This is a genomic window from Ligilactobacillus aviarius (genome assembly GCF_001654615.1).
GTDB classification, from domain to species: Bacteria; Bacillota; Bacilli; order Lactobacillales; family Lactobacillaceae; genus Ligilactobacillus; species Ligilactobacillus aviarius_B.
Map to the genome: position 1 here is coordinate 13,371 of NZ_LWUD01000005.1, position 17,107 is coordinate 30,477.

General features: G+C 40.4%; 19 protein-coding genes and 1 tRNA gene. 8 read left to right on the forward strand and 12 right to left on the reverse strand.

Annotated elements, in window-relative coordinates:
• Positions 1-88: 88 nt before the first annotated feature.
• A complete protein-coding gene (gene ezrA, locus A3O17_RS00930; protein WP_064212670.1) occupies positions 89-1,807 on the reverse strand; it encodes a septation ring formation regulator EzrA in 1,719 nt (572 codons plus the stop codon).
• A gap of 347 nt (positions 1,808-2,154) precedes the next feature.
• Here ezrA and rpsD point away from each other — a divergent pair, with 347 nt between their 5' ends.
• Both rpsD and A3O17_RS00940 read left to right on the forward strand, forming a co-directional pair.
• A complete protein-coding gene (rpsD, locus tag A3O17_RS00935; RefSeq protein WP_057827697.1) occupies positions 2,155-2,760 on the forward strand; it encodes a 30S ribosomal protein S4 in 606 nt (201 codons plus the stop codon).
• 90 nt (positions 2,761-2,850) lie between these two features.
• Positions 2,851-3,318, forward strand: coding sequence for a YueI family protein (locus tag A3O17_RS00940; protein ID WP_064212669.1), 468 nt, complete (start codon positions 2,851-2,853; stop codon positions 3,316-3,318).
• 23 nt (positions 3,319-3,341) lie between these two features.
• Here A3O17_RS00940 and A3O17_RS00945 read toward each other — a convergent pair whose 3' ends face one another.
• A complete protein-coding gene (locus A3O17_RS00945; protein WP_064212668.1) occupies positions 3,342-5,345 on the reverse strand; it encodes a hypothetical protein in 2,004 nt (667 codons plus the stop codon).
• Between the two features lie 113 nt (positions 5,346-5,458).
• Here A3O17_RS00945 and A3O17_RS00950 point away from each other — a divergent pair, with 113 nt between their 5' ends.
• The 3 genes from A3O17_RS00950 (at position 5,459) to A3O17_RS00960 (ending at position 7,928) form a co-directional block, all read left to right on the forward strand.
• A complete protein-coding gene (locus A3O17_RS00950; RefSeq protein WP_081255610.1) occupies positions 5,459-6,754 on the forward strand; it encodes a replication-associated recombination protein A in 1,296 nt (431 codons plus the stop codon).
• Positions 6,755-7,061: 307 nt separating this feature from the next.
• Positions 7,062-7,355, forward strand: coding sequence for a hypothetical protein (locus A3O17_RS00955; RefSeq protein WP_064208194.1), 294 nt, complete (start codon positions 7,062-7,064; stop codon positions 7,353-7,355).
• 66 nt (positions 7,356-7,421) lie between these two features.
• Positions 7,422-7,928, forward strand: coding sequence for a universal stress protein (locus tag A3O17_RS00960; RefSeq protein ID WP_064212667.1), 507 nt, complete (start codon positions 7,422-7,424; stop codon positions 7,926-7,928).
• Between the two features lie 59 nt (positions 7,929-7,987).
• On the opposite strand, the gene A3O17_RS00965 is transcribed toward A3O17_RS00960, so the two are convergent.
• The 8 genes from A3O17_RS00965 to A3O17_RS01000 all read right to left on the reverse strand — a co-directional run bounded on the left by A3O17_RS00965 (position 7,988) and on the right by A3O17_RS01000 (position 12,083).
• Positions 7,988-8,536, reverse strand: coding sequence for a DNA-3-methyladenine glycosylase I (locus tag A3O17_RS00965; RefSeq protein WP_064212666.1), 549 nt, complete (start codon positions 8,534-8,536; stop codon positions 7,988-7,990).
• A 59-nt stretch (positions 8,537-8,595) separates the two neighbouring features.
• The gene (locus tag A3O17_RS00970) at positions 8,596-9,372 is read right to left on the reverse strand and encodes a sulfite exporter TauE/SafE family protein (protein ID WP_064212665.1); all 777 of its coding nucleotides are present in this window, start codon (positions 9,370-9,372) and stop codon (positions 8,596-8,598) included.
• 125 nt (positions 9,373-9,497) lie between these two features.
• On the reverse strand, positions 9,498-9,806 hold the full coding sequence (locus A3O17_RS00975; RefSeq protein ID WP_057827690.1) for a DUF1292 domain-containing protein: 309 nt from the start codon (positions 9,804-9,806) through the stop codon (positions 9,498-9,500).
• A 9-nt stretch (positions 9,807-9,815) separates the two neighbouring features.
• Positions 9,816-10,259: a Holliday junction resolvase RuvX gene (ruvX, locus tag A3O17_RS00980; protein WP_225354675.1), complete on the reverse strand. Its 444-nt coding sequence runs from the start codon at positions 10,257-10,259 to the stop codon at positions 9,816-9,818.
• Positions 10,247-10,525 (reverse strand): IreB family regulatory phosphoprotein, encoded by a 279-nt coding sequence (locus A3O17_RS00985; protein WP_057827688.1) that lies wholly within the window; start codon positions 10,523-10,525, stop codon positions 10,247-10,249. The genes ruvX and A3O17_RS00985 overlap by 13 nt, the downstream gene beginning before the upstream one ends.
• 215 nt (positions 10,526-10,740) lie before the next feature.
• Positions 10,741-11,037 (reverse strand): hypothetical protein, encoded by a 297-nt coding sequence (locus A3O17_RS00990; RefSeq protein WP_057827687.1) that lies wholly within the window; start codon positions 11,035-11,037, stop codon positions 10,741-10,743.
• 118 nt (positions 11,038-11,155) lie between these two features.
• Positions 11,156-11,228: transfer RNA gene (locus A3O17_RS00995), tRNA-Glu, on the reverse strand.
• Between the two features lie 252 nt (positions 11,229-11,480).
• Positions 11,481-12,083, reverse strand: coding sequence for an XTP/dITP diphosphatase (locus tag A3O17_RS01000; RefSeq protein ID WP_064208198.1), 603 nt, complete (start codon positions 12,081-12,083; stop codon positions 11,481-11,483).
• A 119-nt stretch (positions 12,084-12,202) separates the two neighbouring features.
• On the opposite strand from A3O17_RS01000, the gene A3O17_RS01005 reads away from it, so the two are divergent.
• The 3 genes from A3O17_RS01005 (at position 12,203) to A3O17_RS01015 (ending at position 13,478) form a co-directional block, all read left to right on the forward strand.
• Entirely contained in the window at positions 12,203-12,736 is a 534-nt protein-coding gene (locus A3O17_RS01005; RefSeq protein WP_064208199.1) for a DUF2507 domain-containing protein, read from the forward strand.
• Between the two features lie 104 nt (positions 12,737-12,840).
• Complete coding sequence (locus A3O17_RS01010) at positions 12,841-13,200, forward strand: type II toxin-antitoxin system RelE/ParE family toxin (RefSeq protein ID WP_064208200.1); 360 nt, start codon at positions 12,841-12,843, stop codon at positions 13,198-13,200.
• 2 nt (positions 13,201-13,202) lie between these two features.
• Positions 13,203-13,478, forward strand: coding sequence for a helix-turn-helix domain-containing protein (locus A3O17_RS01015; RefSeq protein WP_064208201.1), 276 nt, complete (start codon positions 13,203-13,205; stop codon positions 13,476-13,478).
• A gap of 158 nt (positions 13,479-13,636) precedes the next feature.
• On the opposite strand, the gene A3O17_RS01020 is transcribed toward A3O17_RS01015, so the two are convergent.
• Together A3O17_RS01020 and A3O17_RS01025 are read right to left on the reverse strand one after the other, a co-directional pair.
• A complete protein-coding gene (locus tag A3O17_RS01020) occupies positions 13,637-14,620 on the reverse strand; it encodes a ribonuclease Z (RefSeq protein WP_064212664.1) in 984 nt (327 codons plus the stop codon).
• A 108-nt stretch (positions 14,621-14,728) separates the two neighbouring features.
• Positions 14,729-17,089, reverse strand: coding sequence for an endonuclease MutS2 (locus A3O17_RS01025; RefSeq protein ID WP_064212663.1), 2,361 nt, complete (start codon positions 17,087-17,089; stop codon positions 14,729-14,731).
• Positions 17,090-17,107 lie beyond the last annotated feature (18 nt).

Below are 17,107 nucleotides of genomic sequence, written 5' to 3' on the forward strand. Positions count from 1 at the left end.
AATTTTTTGTAAAGAGAAAAACGAGCTTGACTCAACCGATTGTCCCCTCATCTTCCAACAAAAAAATTGCGGCATCTGCCGCAATTTTTTAATTCATTGGATATTGCCGTTGAGCCTGTTCCCGTGATTCATAATCGTCGGTAATTCGTTTATATGCTCCCGGTTCAACCTCTTCAACTGCATTTGAAATCGTATCAAGTGCATCAACGTAATTGTATTCTTTATTGAATAGTTGACTTGCCTTCTTGTATGCTTCTTCAACTTCTGGATACCGGGTCCGGTAACGGTTGGCATATTGTAAGAATTCTTCAGACAACGTTGCACAATCAATGATTTCTTTAGTCTTATCACCTAAAACATCTAAATCAGATTGCGTATTGATCAATGCCTTCGTGATTTCATCCATGTTGATTTGAATTTGACCAAGTGCATCATCAAGGTTTTCGATTTCATCGCTCACCTTAAAGAAGTAATCCGTATATTCTCGTGAAAGCCCAGGTAAATTCAACTTTTCAACATCCCGGCGCATCCGATGAATTTCAAGATCGAATCCTTGAACTGCCTTTTGAGCTTCCTTTTCTTCCTTCCAAAGATTTGAAACCCCGTCATTGATTTCCTTTTGTTTCTTTTCAATCTTGGTCAGCTTATCAATGTTATCTTTTTGCCGTTTCAATTCATCGGAGTAGATCACGCCTTCTGAACGTTGTTTCATAAAGTTATCAAAGTCTTTCCGAATTGCTTGAATTTGAACTTGAAGGTCGTGGGCATCTTCAAATTCATTATGGGTCAATTCATAATTTTGCGATAACCGATCTAAGTCAATCAGAAGTTCATGCTCTTGCCGTTCGGCATGTTCAACGAAATCTTGGTAGTAGTTGTAATTCTTTTCAACAACCTTGCGTGCCCGGTATTCTTGATCGATCTCATCATAAACCTTATCGATATCCGTTGTGAGCTTTTCATCAAGTTTGGTTGCATTCTTTAAGTCGACCTTCTTTAAGTTTTCGAAGTTCTTATCAACCATCTTTTGAATGTCAGCAAGCTTCTTTTTTAAATCTTCATGGAAAACATATTTTTCTTTTAATAACTGATCAACAGCGCTGTTTAATTCCTTGAGTTGATCAGGGAATACACTCTTTAAGTTTTTAAAGATTGGCGGAATCTTTTCCACCTTTTCTTCCATTTCAGCGGTTGCATCTTGTAAATCTGAAAGTGGTTTCGCTGATTTAACGTAATCGCCGCTTTCCATCAACTTCGTATAATCATTGAATTGCTGTTCTAATTCACCAAGTTGTTCTTCAAGTTTGTCACTGCTTGGGCCAAATGAAAAACTCTTAGCAAGAAGTGTCTTCCGCAGATCCTTATACTTTTCGCTTAACTCTTCAACCGCTTTTTGATGTTCTTCCGTAACTTTGCGGATATTCTTCAATTCTTCTTTGATCTTTTCGAACTGAGCAGCCGTTCCGCTTAACTTTTCGTCAACATCTTTCAATTCATGGTTGATTCGTCCAAATTGATAGTGCTGATTCAACTCACGCAAATCATTCAGCAATTCTGAAATTTCAGGAAGTTTGCGGTTGATGATCTCGCGGTAATCCTTATCAACCTTTTCAAATTCTGTTAAGCTGTCACCTGATAAATTCAATTTACTAATTTCAGCCAGTTCTTTTTCAAGTGAATTTTCCGTGATTTCATTTACCTTGGCTTGGTAAACCTCAATCTGCTTTGCTTTATGGCGTTTAAACAAGTACACCCCTAAGTAGATCACTAACGCAATAATAATTAGTGAAATCAAAAAGATAACCATAAAATCCCATCCTTCATCCGTACAATTATTTGAATCAATTCTTATTTAAAGTAACCACTAATTTCATTCTCCATAATTATACCATATAAACGGGCATTCCTATTAAAATGTTTAATTATAAATAAATTCAAAGTCAGCCATTGACTTTCATGCTGTAGACCGGTACAATGGCAATTGTGTAAAATAATGCAGCAGTAGACGGTAAGAACGTCAACAGTTGGTTGCCATTTTGGTTCTGCAAGTAACTTTTCGGCTGCAAAAGCGAACGTCTAAAATCAACTGCACGAATACTAAGTCTGCACCGTTATTTTACTCCATAAAAAATACATTTTTGGAGGAACGATATTATGTCTCGTTATACAGGTCCATCATGGAAGGTTTCACGTCGTTTAGGAATCTCCCTTACAGGCTCAGGTAAAGAATTAGCACGGCGTCCATACGCCCCAGGTCAACACGGTCAAAGCCGTCGGAAGTTATCAGAATACGGCATGCAATTGCGTGAAAAGCAAAAGTTACGTATGATGTACGGCATGACAGAACGTCAATTTGCTAACACATTCAAACGTGCCGGCAAGATCCGTGAAGGTAAACACGGTGATAACTTCATGATCCTTTTGGAACAACGCTTAGACAATGTTGTTTACCGTTTAGGTTTAGCAACAACTCGTCGTCAAGCACGTCAACTTGTTAACCACGGTCACATTACCGTTGATGGCAAGCGCGTTGATATTCCATCATACGAAGTTCAACCAGGTCAAGTAATTTCATTACGTGAACGTTCAAAGAACTTGCAAATCGTTAAGGATGCTTTGGAAGCCGTTGTTGGTCGTGCTCCATTCGTATCATTTGACGAAGACAAGATGGAAGGTACATTAGTTCGTTTACCAGAACGTGACGAATTAGATGCTAACATCGACGAATCACTTATCGTTGAATACTACAACAAACTTTAATAATTTATCAATTATTAAATGGAAGGCTGCAACAATTGCAGCCTTCTTTTTTTATCTGATATAATAACGATACTTAAAGGAGGTTGAACCATGACTGATGAATTACAAGAACATCTCAACAAGGGAATGTATGGGACCCCGAAATTAAAACCTGATGAACAGCGCAAATATCTTGGCACTTTTCGCGAACGGGTCGATCTAACCGTAACGTTTGCGCAGCTTAATTCTGAAAAATATTATCCGGCGATCCAACAAGAACTTGAAGATCATCCTGAATACCGAATGACGATCAACGGCAGTGTTGATCAGGATCAATTAAGCCGGCTAATTCAAATTGCCAATTCAGCCAATGCGGCATTTACCTGCAGTTCTGATTTAACCCTCCCGCACGCCGCTTCCGACTTGGCGGTCGTGATTGCCGCTCCGCATCAAGCAATTCATACTGAGGTGGTTGATGTTGCCCTCCGCTATCCGCTGAGCAATGCCTCCCCTGCTCCAACAAATGAAAAAGATTCAAAACATCACTTTTCGTTAAAGGATTTATTCCATAAAAAATAAAGGTTTGGCATTTCGCCAAACCTTTATTTGAATTGGGCAATAACTTCTGCCGCGATATCACGTTGCTGATTCAACGCCATTTTTTCATGCGGTTGAAATGCTCCGCTTGCATGGGCGCCTAAGAAGACCGCTAATTCAGGGTGCTCTTCTGAATATGGTTGATAAATATTGCTAAAAATCATATCAATGAACCCATCCCGCATTTGAAGCTGGGTCGCAATCTTTTCGAGTAATTGAATGTACGTCTGGTCCGCATCATTCAATGCATCTACACTTTGGAAGTGTGAACCGGTGAATGAATCATAACGGAGTAATACTTGGATTCCACGCGGAATAACTTGATCCAATGTCAATCCCTGCATCATTAACGTCTTCCGTTCATTGCGGCCAAGTTCAAACTGTTTATTTTCAATCAATTGTTTTAATGTTTTCCGACCGTCACCGACAACATTTTCCGGAACCCGTTCAATTAAGCTGGCAACTTTTCCATTCAAGATCAATGCCTGGTAAGTTGAACCCGTTGAAACCTGTTCAATCAAAACCTGTGAAGTTTGCTTCAACATCACCCCGACACTTTCAACAAACTCTTTCTTACTTGGAGCCATCCGATACAAGATTCCGTGGGCATCAGAGTGTCCATTCGCATTTTTCAGAACAACGGCCTTTTCTTTAATCATCGGATAAAGCTGAATTGCCTGGTCAACCGTTGTGATTTTCCATGAAGGTTGAATTTGAATTGCAAGGTTTCCGACCAATTGCTTTGCCAATTCTTTGTTATCCCAAAGTTTTGCCGTTACTGCTTGGTCGAGGTCGCTTTGCAAGCCGTTCCAAACATAATGACCGTTAATTTCAACAATATCCTGCTCATTATCGATCACCTGGTAGTCCATTCCCGCTTCAAATGCAGCCTGTAAAATCCGTATTGAATTTGCAGATAACTTCGATGACTGCCCCTTGGTTGTCCCGGCATGGGTCTTTGCAAGCAGGAACTTTAAAAGCGACTGACTGCCTTGTTCCCGCAAGAGGCACGCTGCCAGGGTCTGCATTCCGTCTTCCAGTTTAGCTTTGATTGCTTCAACAGTTCCGTTCCAATTTTCACCGTAATTAAAATCAACCGCGAAGTGATTCAAATTATCAATTAATGACTTAAACTTCGCCATTTCATCAATCTTCCGGAAAGGACTTGCGGCTGCGACTTTAAAATCTAATTCCCGTGAAGCCTTAACTTGAGCCATCAACTGGTCGTTTGCCACGCCTTCACTCATTAAAAAGTATCCAACCATTACATCAATCAAGTTCAGAATATTCGGTCCAATTCCTAATTGACTATCCGGATTAAAGTCTAATTTTCGAAGCGTTAACGCCGTGATGCCCTGTTGATGATCAAATTGACCTTCAAGTTTAACTTTCCCAAGCGCATTTTTCGTTCCTAAATAACTTTTAACCGCCCGAAAATCCGGTTGAAAATCTTGAATCCCGTTTAAAAGATCGAACGTTAAGGTCGACCGCCGCGTCCGCCCATCAAGATCATTAAAAAACGCTAACGATGATCCTGTAAGGTAGGTTAAAAGTGGCTGACTCAATTCAAATCCTTGAGCAAGTTTCAAGTAAATTTGATTCCGAAAATCATAGTAATCAATCTTGTATTGCTTGAATTTGCGCTGATAAAGTTCCAAAAAGAGCTGTTCTGGAAGCTGGATTGAAATCGTCATGCCGCTGTTTTCGTCGGCTGCCAGTGGCCACAATTTAAATCCATGAGTTGCTAATTGATGTTTCAAAAACCGTAATTGAAGTTGAACTTCCTGTTTCACCCGCTCAAGCCGATATGCTCGCGGTTGAACAAGTTCAATGTGGTTCCCGTTGATATGCAAATATTGATTTTCATCGATCATCGATGCGATGTCATTGACCGCATTGCCATTTTCATCAACAACAAGGTAAGTCTGCTTCATTGAATACTTAAAATTATTTAAAACGTCAATTAATCCTTCTTCATTGATCGTTTTTCCAATTTCATCTAATTTCATGTTAATTCATCCTGTTATGCTTGATTTTACTATAATTATACTCAATTTTATGTTTAACGGGTACCCTTTAAAAGTGCTATAATACTAGAAAATTACTGAAAGGAAATGACATCATGGCATTTCATCCATTAGCGTACCGGATGCGCCCACAAAACCTTGATGAAATTGTCGGGCAGCAACACTTGGTCGGCCCCGGAAAAATTATTCGCCGGATGGTCGACGCTAAGCTGCTTTCGTCAATGATTCTTTATGGCCCGCCCGGAACGGGAAAAACCAGCATTGCAAGTGCAATTGCCGGATCAACTAAATATGCCTTCCGGAAATTGAATGCTGCGACGGATTCAAAAAAAGCGCTTGAACAGGTCGTTGCTGAAGCTAAAATGAGCGGAACCGTCATTTTGATGTTAGATGAAATTCATCGTTTAACCAAACCAAAGCAGGATTTTCTTTTGCCCCACCTTGAAAGCGGGCAGATTATTCTGATCGGAGCAACGACTGAAAATCCATACATCGCAATTAATCCCGCAATTCGGAGCCGGACTCAAATTTTTGAACTTAAACCGTTAACTGCAGCCGACATTCGCCAAGCCTTAGAACGCGCGCTTCATGATGAAAAAAATGGCTTAGGATCATTTAACGTCGACCTTGATGACGCCGCCCTCGACCACCTTGCAAACGCGACGCACGGTGATCTGCGCAGTTCATTGAATGCGCTTGAACTTGCCGTTAAATCGACGCCTGCAAACGATGACGGTGAAATTCATATCACGTTGAAAATTGCTGAGGAATGCGTTCAACGCAAAGCATTGGTGCATGATAAAAATGGCGATGCCCACTACGATGTCGTTTCCGCCTTTCAAAAATCGATTCGCGGATCCGATGTTGACGCCGCTTTACATTACTTAGCACGCATGGCCGATGCTGACGACCTTCCAAGCGTGACCCGCCGCCTTTTAGTAATCGCATATGAAGATGTTGGTTTGGCCAACCCGCAAGCAGCTGCCCGAACCGTTGCAGCCGTGACTGCCGCTGAAAAAGTTGGATTCCCCGAAGCCCGAATTCCGCTTGCTGAAGCAGTCATCGACTTATGCTTGTCCCCCAAATCAAACTCTGCAATCAGTGCGATCGACAAAGCCCTTGATGACTTGCATAAAGGAAATTACGGCGAAATTCCAGACTGGCTTAAGGATCCGCATTATCAGGGAGCTGAAAAACTTGGACATGGTGTCGGATACAAATATCCGCATGACTACCCGCACGACTGGGTCAAACAGCAATATCTTCCTGACAAGATCAAAAATCGGCATTACTACCTTCCGAAAGAGAACGGGCGTTATGAAAAAGCCCTTGCGGAACAGTATTACCGCCTTGAAAAATTTAAGGGACGCCCGCCGGCAAAGAATGAGTAGTTTCTAATTTGAAAAAAGATTTTAAGCGTGTTAAGATACTGTCAGAATATTTCTATGGTGTACGCATTGTCTCATCAATGTAAGGTTGACCGAACACTTTTAGACATTAGGATCACGATATTTGGTGGCTGGCAGGCTCATTTCACTTGAGAACCAAAAGCCATCTTAAGTGGTCCGTTCCTGCTAACATTGCGGGTTCAACTACACGAGACGATTAACGGCACTAATGGAGCAACGAGGATGTGAGCAATCACATCCTTTTTTGATATAATAAATTAAAGAAAATTGATTAGTTGGAGGAGTTTCGATGTCACTAATTACCCGTATTCTAGTTATTATTTTAAGCTTGATCATTATGTTCCTCGGGGGATATTTGTGGACTCACCGGAAGAAAAAATTTCTGGTTTTCTCACCGGCTGATAAACCATCCCTTTCAACCACCCTTGCTGTTTTAGGCGGATGTTTGATGGTCGCGGGACTTGCAACTTTGTTTACAAGTTTCATGGCAAATCTCGTTCCATTTTTATGGATGATTGTAATCGATGTCATCCTTGCAACCATCATGACTTTCACCCTTTTAATTTATCTTTTCGCAAATTAATGATTTCGCTTTCTTTTTCTAGATAAATTTTGTAGAATGAAGTTGAGGATAGGAAGGTGATTATCAATGTTACAAAGTTATAAAAGTATTTTAGTCCCAATCGACGGTTCATATGAATCAGAATTAGCATTCAAGAAAGCCATTAACGTTGCTAAACGGAACGGTGAAGATACAGCATTGCACCTCGTTCATGTTGTTGATACCCGGGCTTTCCAAAACATTTCGAGTTTCGATACCACAATGGTTGAACAAGTTACCGAAACTGCCAAAAAGACATTAAGCGGATATGCTGATGAAGCGAAAAAGGCCGGTGTTAAAAACGTTGACTTTTCAGTTGAATATGGGGCTCCCAAGGTAATCATCGCGAAAGATATCCCAGATGAAAAGAATATTGATTTAATCATGATCGGTGCGACTGGTTTAAATGCTGTTGAACGGATCTTAATCGGTTCCGTTACTGAATACGTAACGCGGACAGCTCAATGCGATGTGCTGGTTGTTCGGACTGATCTTGAAAACAAACCAGCTTTAACCAAAGATTTAATTAAAGCTAATCGGCGTGAAGGATTATAATTGAATAAGATAAAAGAAGGTTGGAATCGCAATGAAATGTGATTCCAACCTTTTATTTTTTACCGCCATTCACAACTAATCAAATGATCATTGATCACCCCGACCGTTTCTAAATAAGCATACATGTTTTTCGGGCCGATAAATGTAAACCCATAATTTTTCATTTGATGCGCTAGTTGAACTGAAAGTGAATTTTGAGATGGAATCTGTTCCGCGCACTGCCACCGATGATCAACTACTTGATTCTCGGTTAAACCCCATATGATTTGATTAAGCAAGATTCCCTTTTCATGAAGCTGATCTAAAACCCGTGCATTTTGAATAACTGCCCGAATTTTTCTGCGATTTGCAATCATTTGCTCAACTTGGACCATTTCTTCAATCTCGCGTTCCGTCATTGCCGCCACTGACGGAACATCAAAGTCATTAAATACCCGTTTTAAAACGGAACGCCGATCCAAAATCAATTGCCATTGCAATCCTGCTTGAAAAGTCATCAGCGAAAGCAGCTCAAATAAACGCTGTTCATCATGTTGCGGCTTACCCCATTCATGATCATGAAAATCAATCATGCTTTGCTTTCCATTTTCTGCCCATGAACATCTCATTTTTACATCACCTCACCTTTAAATACGCAAAACGGACCGCAAACTTGCGATCCGTTTTTCTAAATTAAATGATATGCTTGTAAAAATAATGAGATTCCGAGAATCCATGATAAAATGCAGCATACGATCCGCATTTTGCGATCAGACACGACCCGGACGATTTTCGGTCCAACCAGGCCGCCAAACCACAATCCAATCGCCAACGGAATAACATACTTCCATAAAATTGGCGCCTTAAAAAGATAAACAACTGCGCCGATTACATTTGCAAACGCCAACGTAAAATTCTTTAATGCGTTATTGACTGCAAAGGTATTTTGGCGGTTAATGACGATCAAAAGTGCCAATAAGACAACCCCGCCACCAGCACCAAAATATCCAGTATAGATGCCTTCAAGAAAAATTCCTAAATAAACCGCAAGCCGTTTGCCAACGCTAACTTGCTTATCAGCGACAACCGTTTTTTTTCGCATGTTCGGTACAAGAACCATAATTCCCGCAAACATAATAAAAAATGGAACGATTTTTTTAAAAATTGTCGATGGAACCCAGAACAACAATAACGCTCCTAAAATCACTCCTAAAATTGATAACGGTAAGATTTGCCAAATTTGTTTTTTCTTACCATTCAATTCCTGCTTCGAAGCAATAATCGAACTGAATCCAGATGCTAATAACGAATATGTATTCGTAACGTTGGCCATTACCGGCGGCAAGCCGACCATTAATAACGCCGGGTACGAAACAAGCGATGCCAACCCTGCTGCACTACTTGAAATTCCGGCAAGAAAGCCTGCCGGAATCAAAAATAATACTAACTTAAGTAAACTAATCATATCTCTTCCCTCACATTAGTTAAAAAATTAACGCTAATATTTTACCACATTTAAAAATTAATTTTTAGGTTACTAAAAAAGACGATGATTTTCACCATCGCCTTTTACGATTAACTTGAACATAACTATTGCATATTTTCGTCGTTTAAGAATGTATCAAGGACGCCTTCGACCATGTCCCATTCTTCATCACTTTCAATGTCGTAAAGTTCTGCATCCTTTGCATCGCCGTTTTCATCCGGATCAAATGCAAAGGCAAGCACATCAACCTGTTCTTCTGGTTCTGAACCAGCTGGAATTAAAAGAATATATGATTTGCCGTAATCTTCAGATTCAAACGTGAATAAAATTTCATACAAACTTTCATTTCCCTTATCATCAACTAATGTGATCAAATTATCATCATTTGATTGGTTTTGATTATTTTTTGCCATTCCTTTACCTCACTTTAGTAAGTCTACCAGTTTGCCTTTGCGGTCTAAATAGTTTTGCAAGATCAACGTTGCTGCCAGTTTATCGATTACCTGATAACGTTTCTTTCGTGAAGCATCTGCTTCTTCAATCAGCATTCGTTGGGCCTCAACCGTCGTTAACCGTTCATCTTGGAAATCAATTGGCAAATTGATCTTTGCCTGTAACATCTTACCATAATTTTGAGCAGCTTCAACCCGCGGGCCGCAAGTATTATTCATGTTTTTAGGTAAACCGATCACAAACCCGACAACTTGTTTTTCCTTTGCAAGCTCAACGACCCGGTCTAAGCCGAAAACTTCTTCGTCTTCATTGATTCGAACGATCTCTACTCCCTGTGCTGTCCAGCCCAATTGATCACTTACAGCGACCCCGACCGTTTTTGAACCGACATCGAGTCCCATTATTCGTGCCAATTGATCTTCATATCCTCTCTATCAAGGTATGAACGAACTAACTCTTCAATAATTTCGTCCCGTTCAAATTTTCGAATTAAGTTCCGCGCATTATCAGCCCGGGGAATGTATGCCGGATCACCTGAAATCAGATACCCAACAATTTGATTGATTGGATTATATCCCTTTTCTTCAAGTGCATTGTATACCGTTTGTAACGTTTGATGAATTTCTTTTTGTTCCCCTTCGTTATAATCAAAGAAAACCGTCTTATCTGATGATGCCATCCAGAACACCTCCGTAATTATTATCTAATGCCTTTATTTTACTAAACTCCCCAAACTACCTCAAATGATTTTGACTAAAATTGCCAAATGTAACAGAAATGAAAAATCATCCCTATCATTTAAATTCGCAATTCAGATTTAAATATTGAAACAAAAAGACAAGCTCTCGTTTAAATCGAAAACCTGTCTTTCATAACTTTCATCAGTCATGCTAATTAAGCATTTGCCTTTGCAAATGACTTGGCATGCTTTTTCAAATATAATAACAAATCTGTTTCGCTATTAAATTCCCGCGGGTGGTGTTGCCCATGTAAGCGGAGAATAATCTTATTGATCCGAATGCGTCCGGTCCATGTATACGTGTGATCTACAATAAAGCGGTTATTAAGCTTTTCGCCTTTTTTGCCAAACTTTAAAACATACACTTTTTCAGGCACAATTAATGGATTAACGTGCTCTTTTTCATAGTCAACGCCATGGGCTCTTAAGAAATGTTTTGTTTTCTTTAGCATGTTATTCCTCCTTATCTGCCTTTTACTCCTTTATTATACCAAGTTATCGTTCAATAAACTAAGATTTGGTTCTTGATATAAGAAAAATGCTCATAAACACGAGCATTCTCAGAGTATATCACCCGTACGGGGATCGAACCCGCAACTCCGCCTTGAGAGGGCGACGTCTTAACCAATTTGACCAACGGGCAAAGTTACTTTCTCTATTATACCCTGTCGTTAATAAAAATCAAGCTCACTTATCATAAAAATGCCGCAACGAAAAATAAATAAACATTGCAAATAATATCAGACACCAACCTAAACTCAAACACCCAATCACCAAGAATAACTTAATCTTAAAAAGTTCACTCATTACTAAAATAATAATGGTAAAAATACTCCACTTGATCATTCGCAGTTTGAGATTTTCAATTTCGTGTCGCATTCAATTCATTCCTTAATTAATCTTGCCACCAATTATCGAACTCAGCCATTAACTTCTTCACTGCTTTGCCCCGATGACTGACCCGATTCTTTTCGTCAACGGAAACTTCGGCAAATGACTTTTGCAAATCGTTTGAATAAAACAGCGGATCATAGCCAAACCCATCATTTCCGGTTTCGTGATCAAGAATTCGGCCAAATGCTTCACCACTAACTTCAAGCGGGGACTTATCAGGGTGAACAACAACGATTGAAGTGTGAAAATGCGCTGTTCGTTTATCTGCCGGAACACCTTTTAATGCTTCAAGCAATTTTTTGCGGTTTGCAACGTCATCATGGTCGCCCGCATACCGAGCTGAATGAATTCCCGGCGCTCCATTCAAGGCATCAACACAGAGGCCTGAATCATCGGCTAAAACCGTTGCATGTGTAACATTCATTAGGGCATTTGCCTTAATCAATGCATTTTCAGCAAAACTACTTCCATTTTCATCGATTGCTGGAACTTGATCCGCATCAAGATCCAACAACGTTGTGACTTCAAAGCCCTTTGGTTCAAAGATTTTGCGATATTCACGTGCTTTTCCTGGATTTTTGGTTGCAATTAAAATCTTCGGCATTTTGATTCCCCATCTCTTAAATTTATCCTTATTCTATCATTGATTTTCCAAATTAGTAAGAATTTTTACCTTTAAAAAGGTATAATTAAACATAACGATAAGTTTAGAGGAGCTTAATTATGAAAAAAGACTTTTATAATCAAGTATTAGGTCATCAAACCGGAACCACCCTTGGCAGTGAACTTTTGCGCGACGTTTTGATTCCGTCATTAGTCGGCAATAATGACGATATCATGTATTGGGCCGGAAAACTTTTGGCGCGTAAATTACTGCTCGCAACCGATAACGATTTGCGTTTGTTCTTCGAATATGCCGGCTGGGGAACACTAACCCACACCAAGTCAAAAAAAGAAGAACACTCCTTTGAGTTAAGCGGTGATCCGGTCAAACTCCGATTTGGTGCAACGGAAAAGCCCGACTTCCAACTTGAAGCTGGTTTTATCGCTGAAACGTTCCAGTTACATAGCAACTTCACAACTGAAGCGAAGGTCGAAAAAACAGACGACAAAAAGGACGTCGTTACCATCAACGTCATCATTGATTCGCACGCCCCTGTTCAACCAGAAAGCACGGATGTCGAACCATTCTCAATGATTGAATTTGATAAAATTCAAAAAGAAGCCCAAAAGGTTGATTCTGATAAAGAAGATTAATCCTTTCAAACAAATCCAACCGTATCATGCAACGGTTGGATTTTTATTAACAATTTAAAATATCTCAAATTGATTATTGAACCTATATACGCTATCATAAAATCATGGAAAAAGTAATTTTTGAATTTTATACTCGGCCAAATGGGCACACAGAATTTTTAGAGTACCTTGAAAGTCTTAACAAAAAGGAGCGAGCAAGACTACTGGCTATCATTAAGATGATTTCCATTCAGGGAATTAGTACTGGCATCCAACATAATTGGGTTAAACGGATTGATAAAAACTTATATGAAGTTCGGTCTCGCGTTTGCAATAACCAACAACGCGGTCTTTACTTTCATGTGGAAGATAATCACTATATTATCACTCATGGTTTTACAAAGAAGACCCAGAAAACACCCCAACGCGAGATCAATCATGCCAAAGACCTACGTTCAGAATATCTAGAAAATAGGAGGAAATAATTATGAGTAATATTCAATTTGAAGATTATTTAAATGAACAACTCAAGGATCCAGAATTAAAAAAAGAATTTGACAATGAAACGACAAAATTAGAAAGTGCAATTGCTTTATCTGAAGTTCGAAAAAGCGAAGGTCTATCTCAAAGAGAATTATCTGCAATCTCTAATATTCCTCAATCAACAATTGCTCGAATTGAAAGTGGCTCTAATACAAGCGTTGATACTTTAACTAAAATTGCAAATGCAATCGGTAAAAAACTAGTGATTAAATTTTCGTAATACTAATAATTTAAGCCCTTAATAACTTTCAGCCTAACTGTTAATTCACAGTTAGGTTTTTTATTTTCAAAAATCTATCTCGTCAACTTGGGAGCAGTTGCAATCGTAAAAAAACCGCGATAGTCATCTCTGACTACCGCGTTTTGCTTTAATCGAAACTAATCATTTTCTTTTGTATCAGCTTTTTCTTCAATCATTGTTGGTTCAGCAAAGTCTTGATCGTAATTTAATGTAAAGTGCATGTGATCCTTTCCGATAACCGTATTCGGGAAAATATCCGTTGCGTTCTTTACATATTTTTCAGGATCACGCATTGCTTGTGAGAAGTGGGTCAAGACCATTTCCTTAACGTGGCCCTTCTTGGCTTGCGTTGCTGCTTCTGCAAATGTCATGTGCATCTTGTTCTTGGCCTTTTCGGTATCATCATTTGAACCGAAGTTTGCACAGCTCAAAAGTAAATCTGAACCTTCAATGAATCCTGGGATTTCAGGGGTTGGCCGCGTATCAGTTACCCAGCTGACCCGCATGCCTTTCCGCGCTTCACCAAGAACCATGTCTGGAGTGTAAGTCTTGCCTTCGTATTCAACTGGTTTTTGACCGCGTTGCAAATCACCCCAGATGCGTTGCGGGACTTCGTTAGCCTTTGCCTTTTGCGGATCAAATTTTGGTTCCCGCTTTAAGTCGACCCGGTATGCAAAGTTTGGCCGTGTGTGCTTAACTGGCAAAGCTGAAATTGACAATTCACCGTGAATGTATTTGTTATTGATTACAATTGGTTCACCTGGAGTCGGATCTTCAATAATGTTAATGTCATAGTTTAACCATGGCATGATGACCCGGAAACCTTTCATAACGTCTTTGATTCCCCTTGGTCCAATGATCGTGATTGGTTCTGTCCGGCCAGTGTTGCTGGTCGTTCCTAAAATTCCTTGTAATCCGATTACGTGATCCCCATGCAAGTGGGTAATGCAAATTACATCGAGGGATTTGAATCCGCTCCGAACAGCCCGCATTGAAACGCCAGTTCCTTCACCGGCATCCATCAAAATTTTCCGGCCTTTATATTCAATAATTGCTGATGATAAGTAACGATCTGGAAGTGGAATACTGCCACCCGTTCCAAGTAAAGTAACGTCAATCATTCATCTTACCTCTTCCTTTATTCATTTCCAATTATTAAGTTACGCTTTTTTAATGAAAAAGTACAAGATAAAGCATTGAAAAAAGAAGGGGTGATCGAATCACCCCTTCTACTTAAAATTCACAATCGTCGCGCCATCGCCACCAGCATTCGGCGACGCATAATTAAAGCTCTTAACGGATGGGTTGGTTGAAAGATACTGCTTGATTGCCTGTTGCAAAGCTCCGGTTCCCTTTCCGTGAATGATCGTCACTGATGGGTAACCGGCAAGCAACGCTGAATCAATGTACCGGTCAACGCTCATCAAGGCTTCTTCCTTCGTCTGTCCCCGAAGATCGAGACTCGTTGATAATCCCGATGATGAACTGCGCTTAACACTTACATTCGAATGCGTTGCGGGCTGATCATCAACCTTGACCTTTTCAAGATCATCCGTATCAATTTTCATCTTCAAAATTCCAAGCTGAACTTCCCAATGATGGTCATCAACTTTCCGGAGCAAGACTCCCCGCTGACCGTATGATTTGACCAGCACGTCATCGTCAACATGAAATTCTTTTTGGTTCTTGGCCCGCCGCAAAACCTTATTCTTTTTAAGGTTAACTGGCTGTTCCAACTTATTCAGCTTTGTTTTCGCATCAACTAACTCATTTTCCTTAACGGCGCTGGCACTTTGCGTCCGCATCTTCCGTAAATCGGCAATAATTTGGTCTGCCTTGCGTTGCGCATCGTTTACGATTTGGTTAGCCTGTTGTCGAGCATGATTCAACTGATTTTCTTTTTGACTTTCAAATTTTTCAAAGCCCTTTTCCAAATCATGATGCAATTTTTCGGCTTCTTTCAAATGTTTCTTGAAAAAAGCCTGCTTTTCTTCGGCGTCATGCCGTTTTTTGACCAAATCAGCAATCATTTCGTTTAGATCCTGACTGTCCTGAGCAACTAACTGCCGGGCCGATTGAACGATCATCTCCGGCAACCCAAGCCGTTGCGAAATATCGAATGCGTTACTGCGTCCCGGAATTCCAATCAACAAATGATATGTCGGTTGCAGGGTCTCACTGTCAAATTCCATTGACGCATTGATCGTTTGCGGCCGTTCATAGCCATAAGACTTCAATTCTGGATAGTGCGTCGTTGCCACAACGTAACTTCCTTGTGCTCCGACCGCATCCAAAATTGCAATTGCTAAGGCTGCCCCTTCCTGGGGATCAGTTCCGGCACCTAATTCATCAAATAAAACCAGTGATTGGGAAGTAATATGCTTCAAAATATCAACAATGTTGGTCATGTGTGATGAAAAGGTACTCAAACTTTGTTCAATCGACTGTTCATCACCAATGTCAGCAAACACTTCATCAAAAACACCGATCCGACTTTCTTCAGCTGCTGGGATAAATAGGCCAGATTGTCCCATCAATTGAATCAATCCCAATGTCTTTAACGTGATGGTTTTCCCACCAGTGTTGGGTCCGGTGATGACGATTGCCTGATAATCTTTGCCAAGCGAAATGTCATTTTTAACCACCGTCTTCGGATCAAGGAGCGGGTGCCATGCTTGGCGCAAATAAATGTCATTTTCAGCTGAAATTTCAGGCAACGTTGCCTTAATTTCGTGAGCATACTGGGCCTTGGCATTAATAAAGTCCATCCGGCCTAAAATCCACGCATTTTCAGAAAGTTCATTCGTATACGGGGCGATCAGTTCGGACAATTTGCGCAAAATCCGTTGAATTTCTTCTTTTTCAGCTAATTGTTGCTGCTTCAACCGGTTATTCAAATCGACAATTGCTTGCGGTTCGATAAATAGGGTTTGCCCTGAAGCACTTTGATCGTGAACGACCCCGCCAAATTGACCGCGATTTTCAGCTTTGACCGGAATTACATAACGGTCGTTCCGGATCGTAACCAGCGAATCGCTTAAATATTTTGACTTGCTTCCGCGCGTCAGGCTTGAAAGTTTATCCCGAATCTCGGCTTCCGTATTTTCAATTTGCCGTCGTAAACTCTTTAATAAGCTCGACGCATCGTCCGTCACATGCCCGTCGCCTTCAATTGAATTTAATAAGCGTTTAGCAACCTCCGGCAAAGTTTCAAGCTGATCATTCAGATCATAGAGGCGCTGTAAAACCACTTCGTCATCAAGCAATTCCCGAAAAAAGGCCTTAACGGCATTCGTTGCCCGCAAAACCTTCGCGATCATCGCAAGTTCTTTTCCGTTCAAGGTTGCGCCAATTTCAAGCCGTTTTAACTGCATCCGAATATCAAGCAGTTTCGGCATCGGGATTCCGCCCTTCAACCGCAAAATATCGGCTCCATCCTGGGTTTCATCCAGTAATTCATCGATCCGCTCATAATCGCTTTGCGGTTTCATTCGTTCGACAAGTTTCTTCCCGTTTTCAGTTACCGTATATTCTGCGATTTGTTGCCGAATTTTGTCGTACTCTAATGTCTTTAAAATTTTGCTATTCATTCTGCTCCTCCCTTCTAG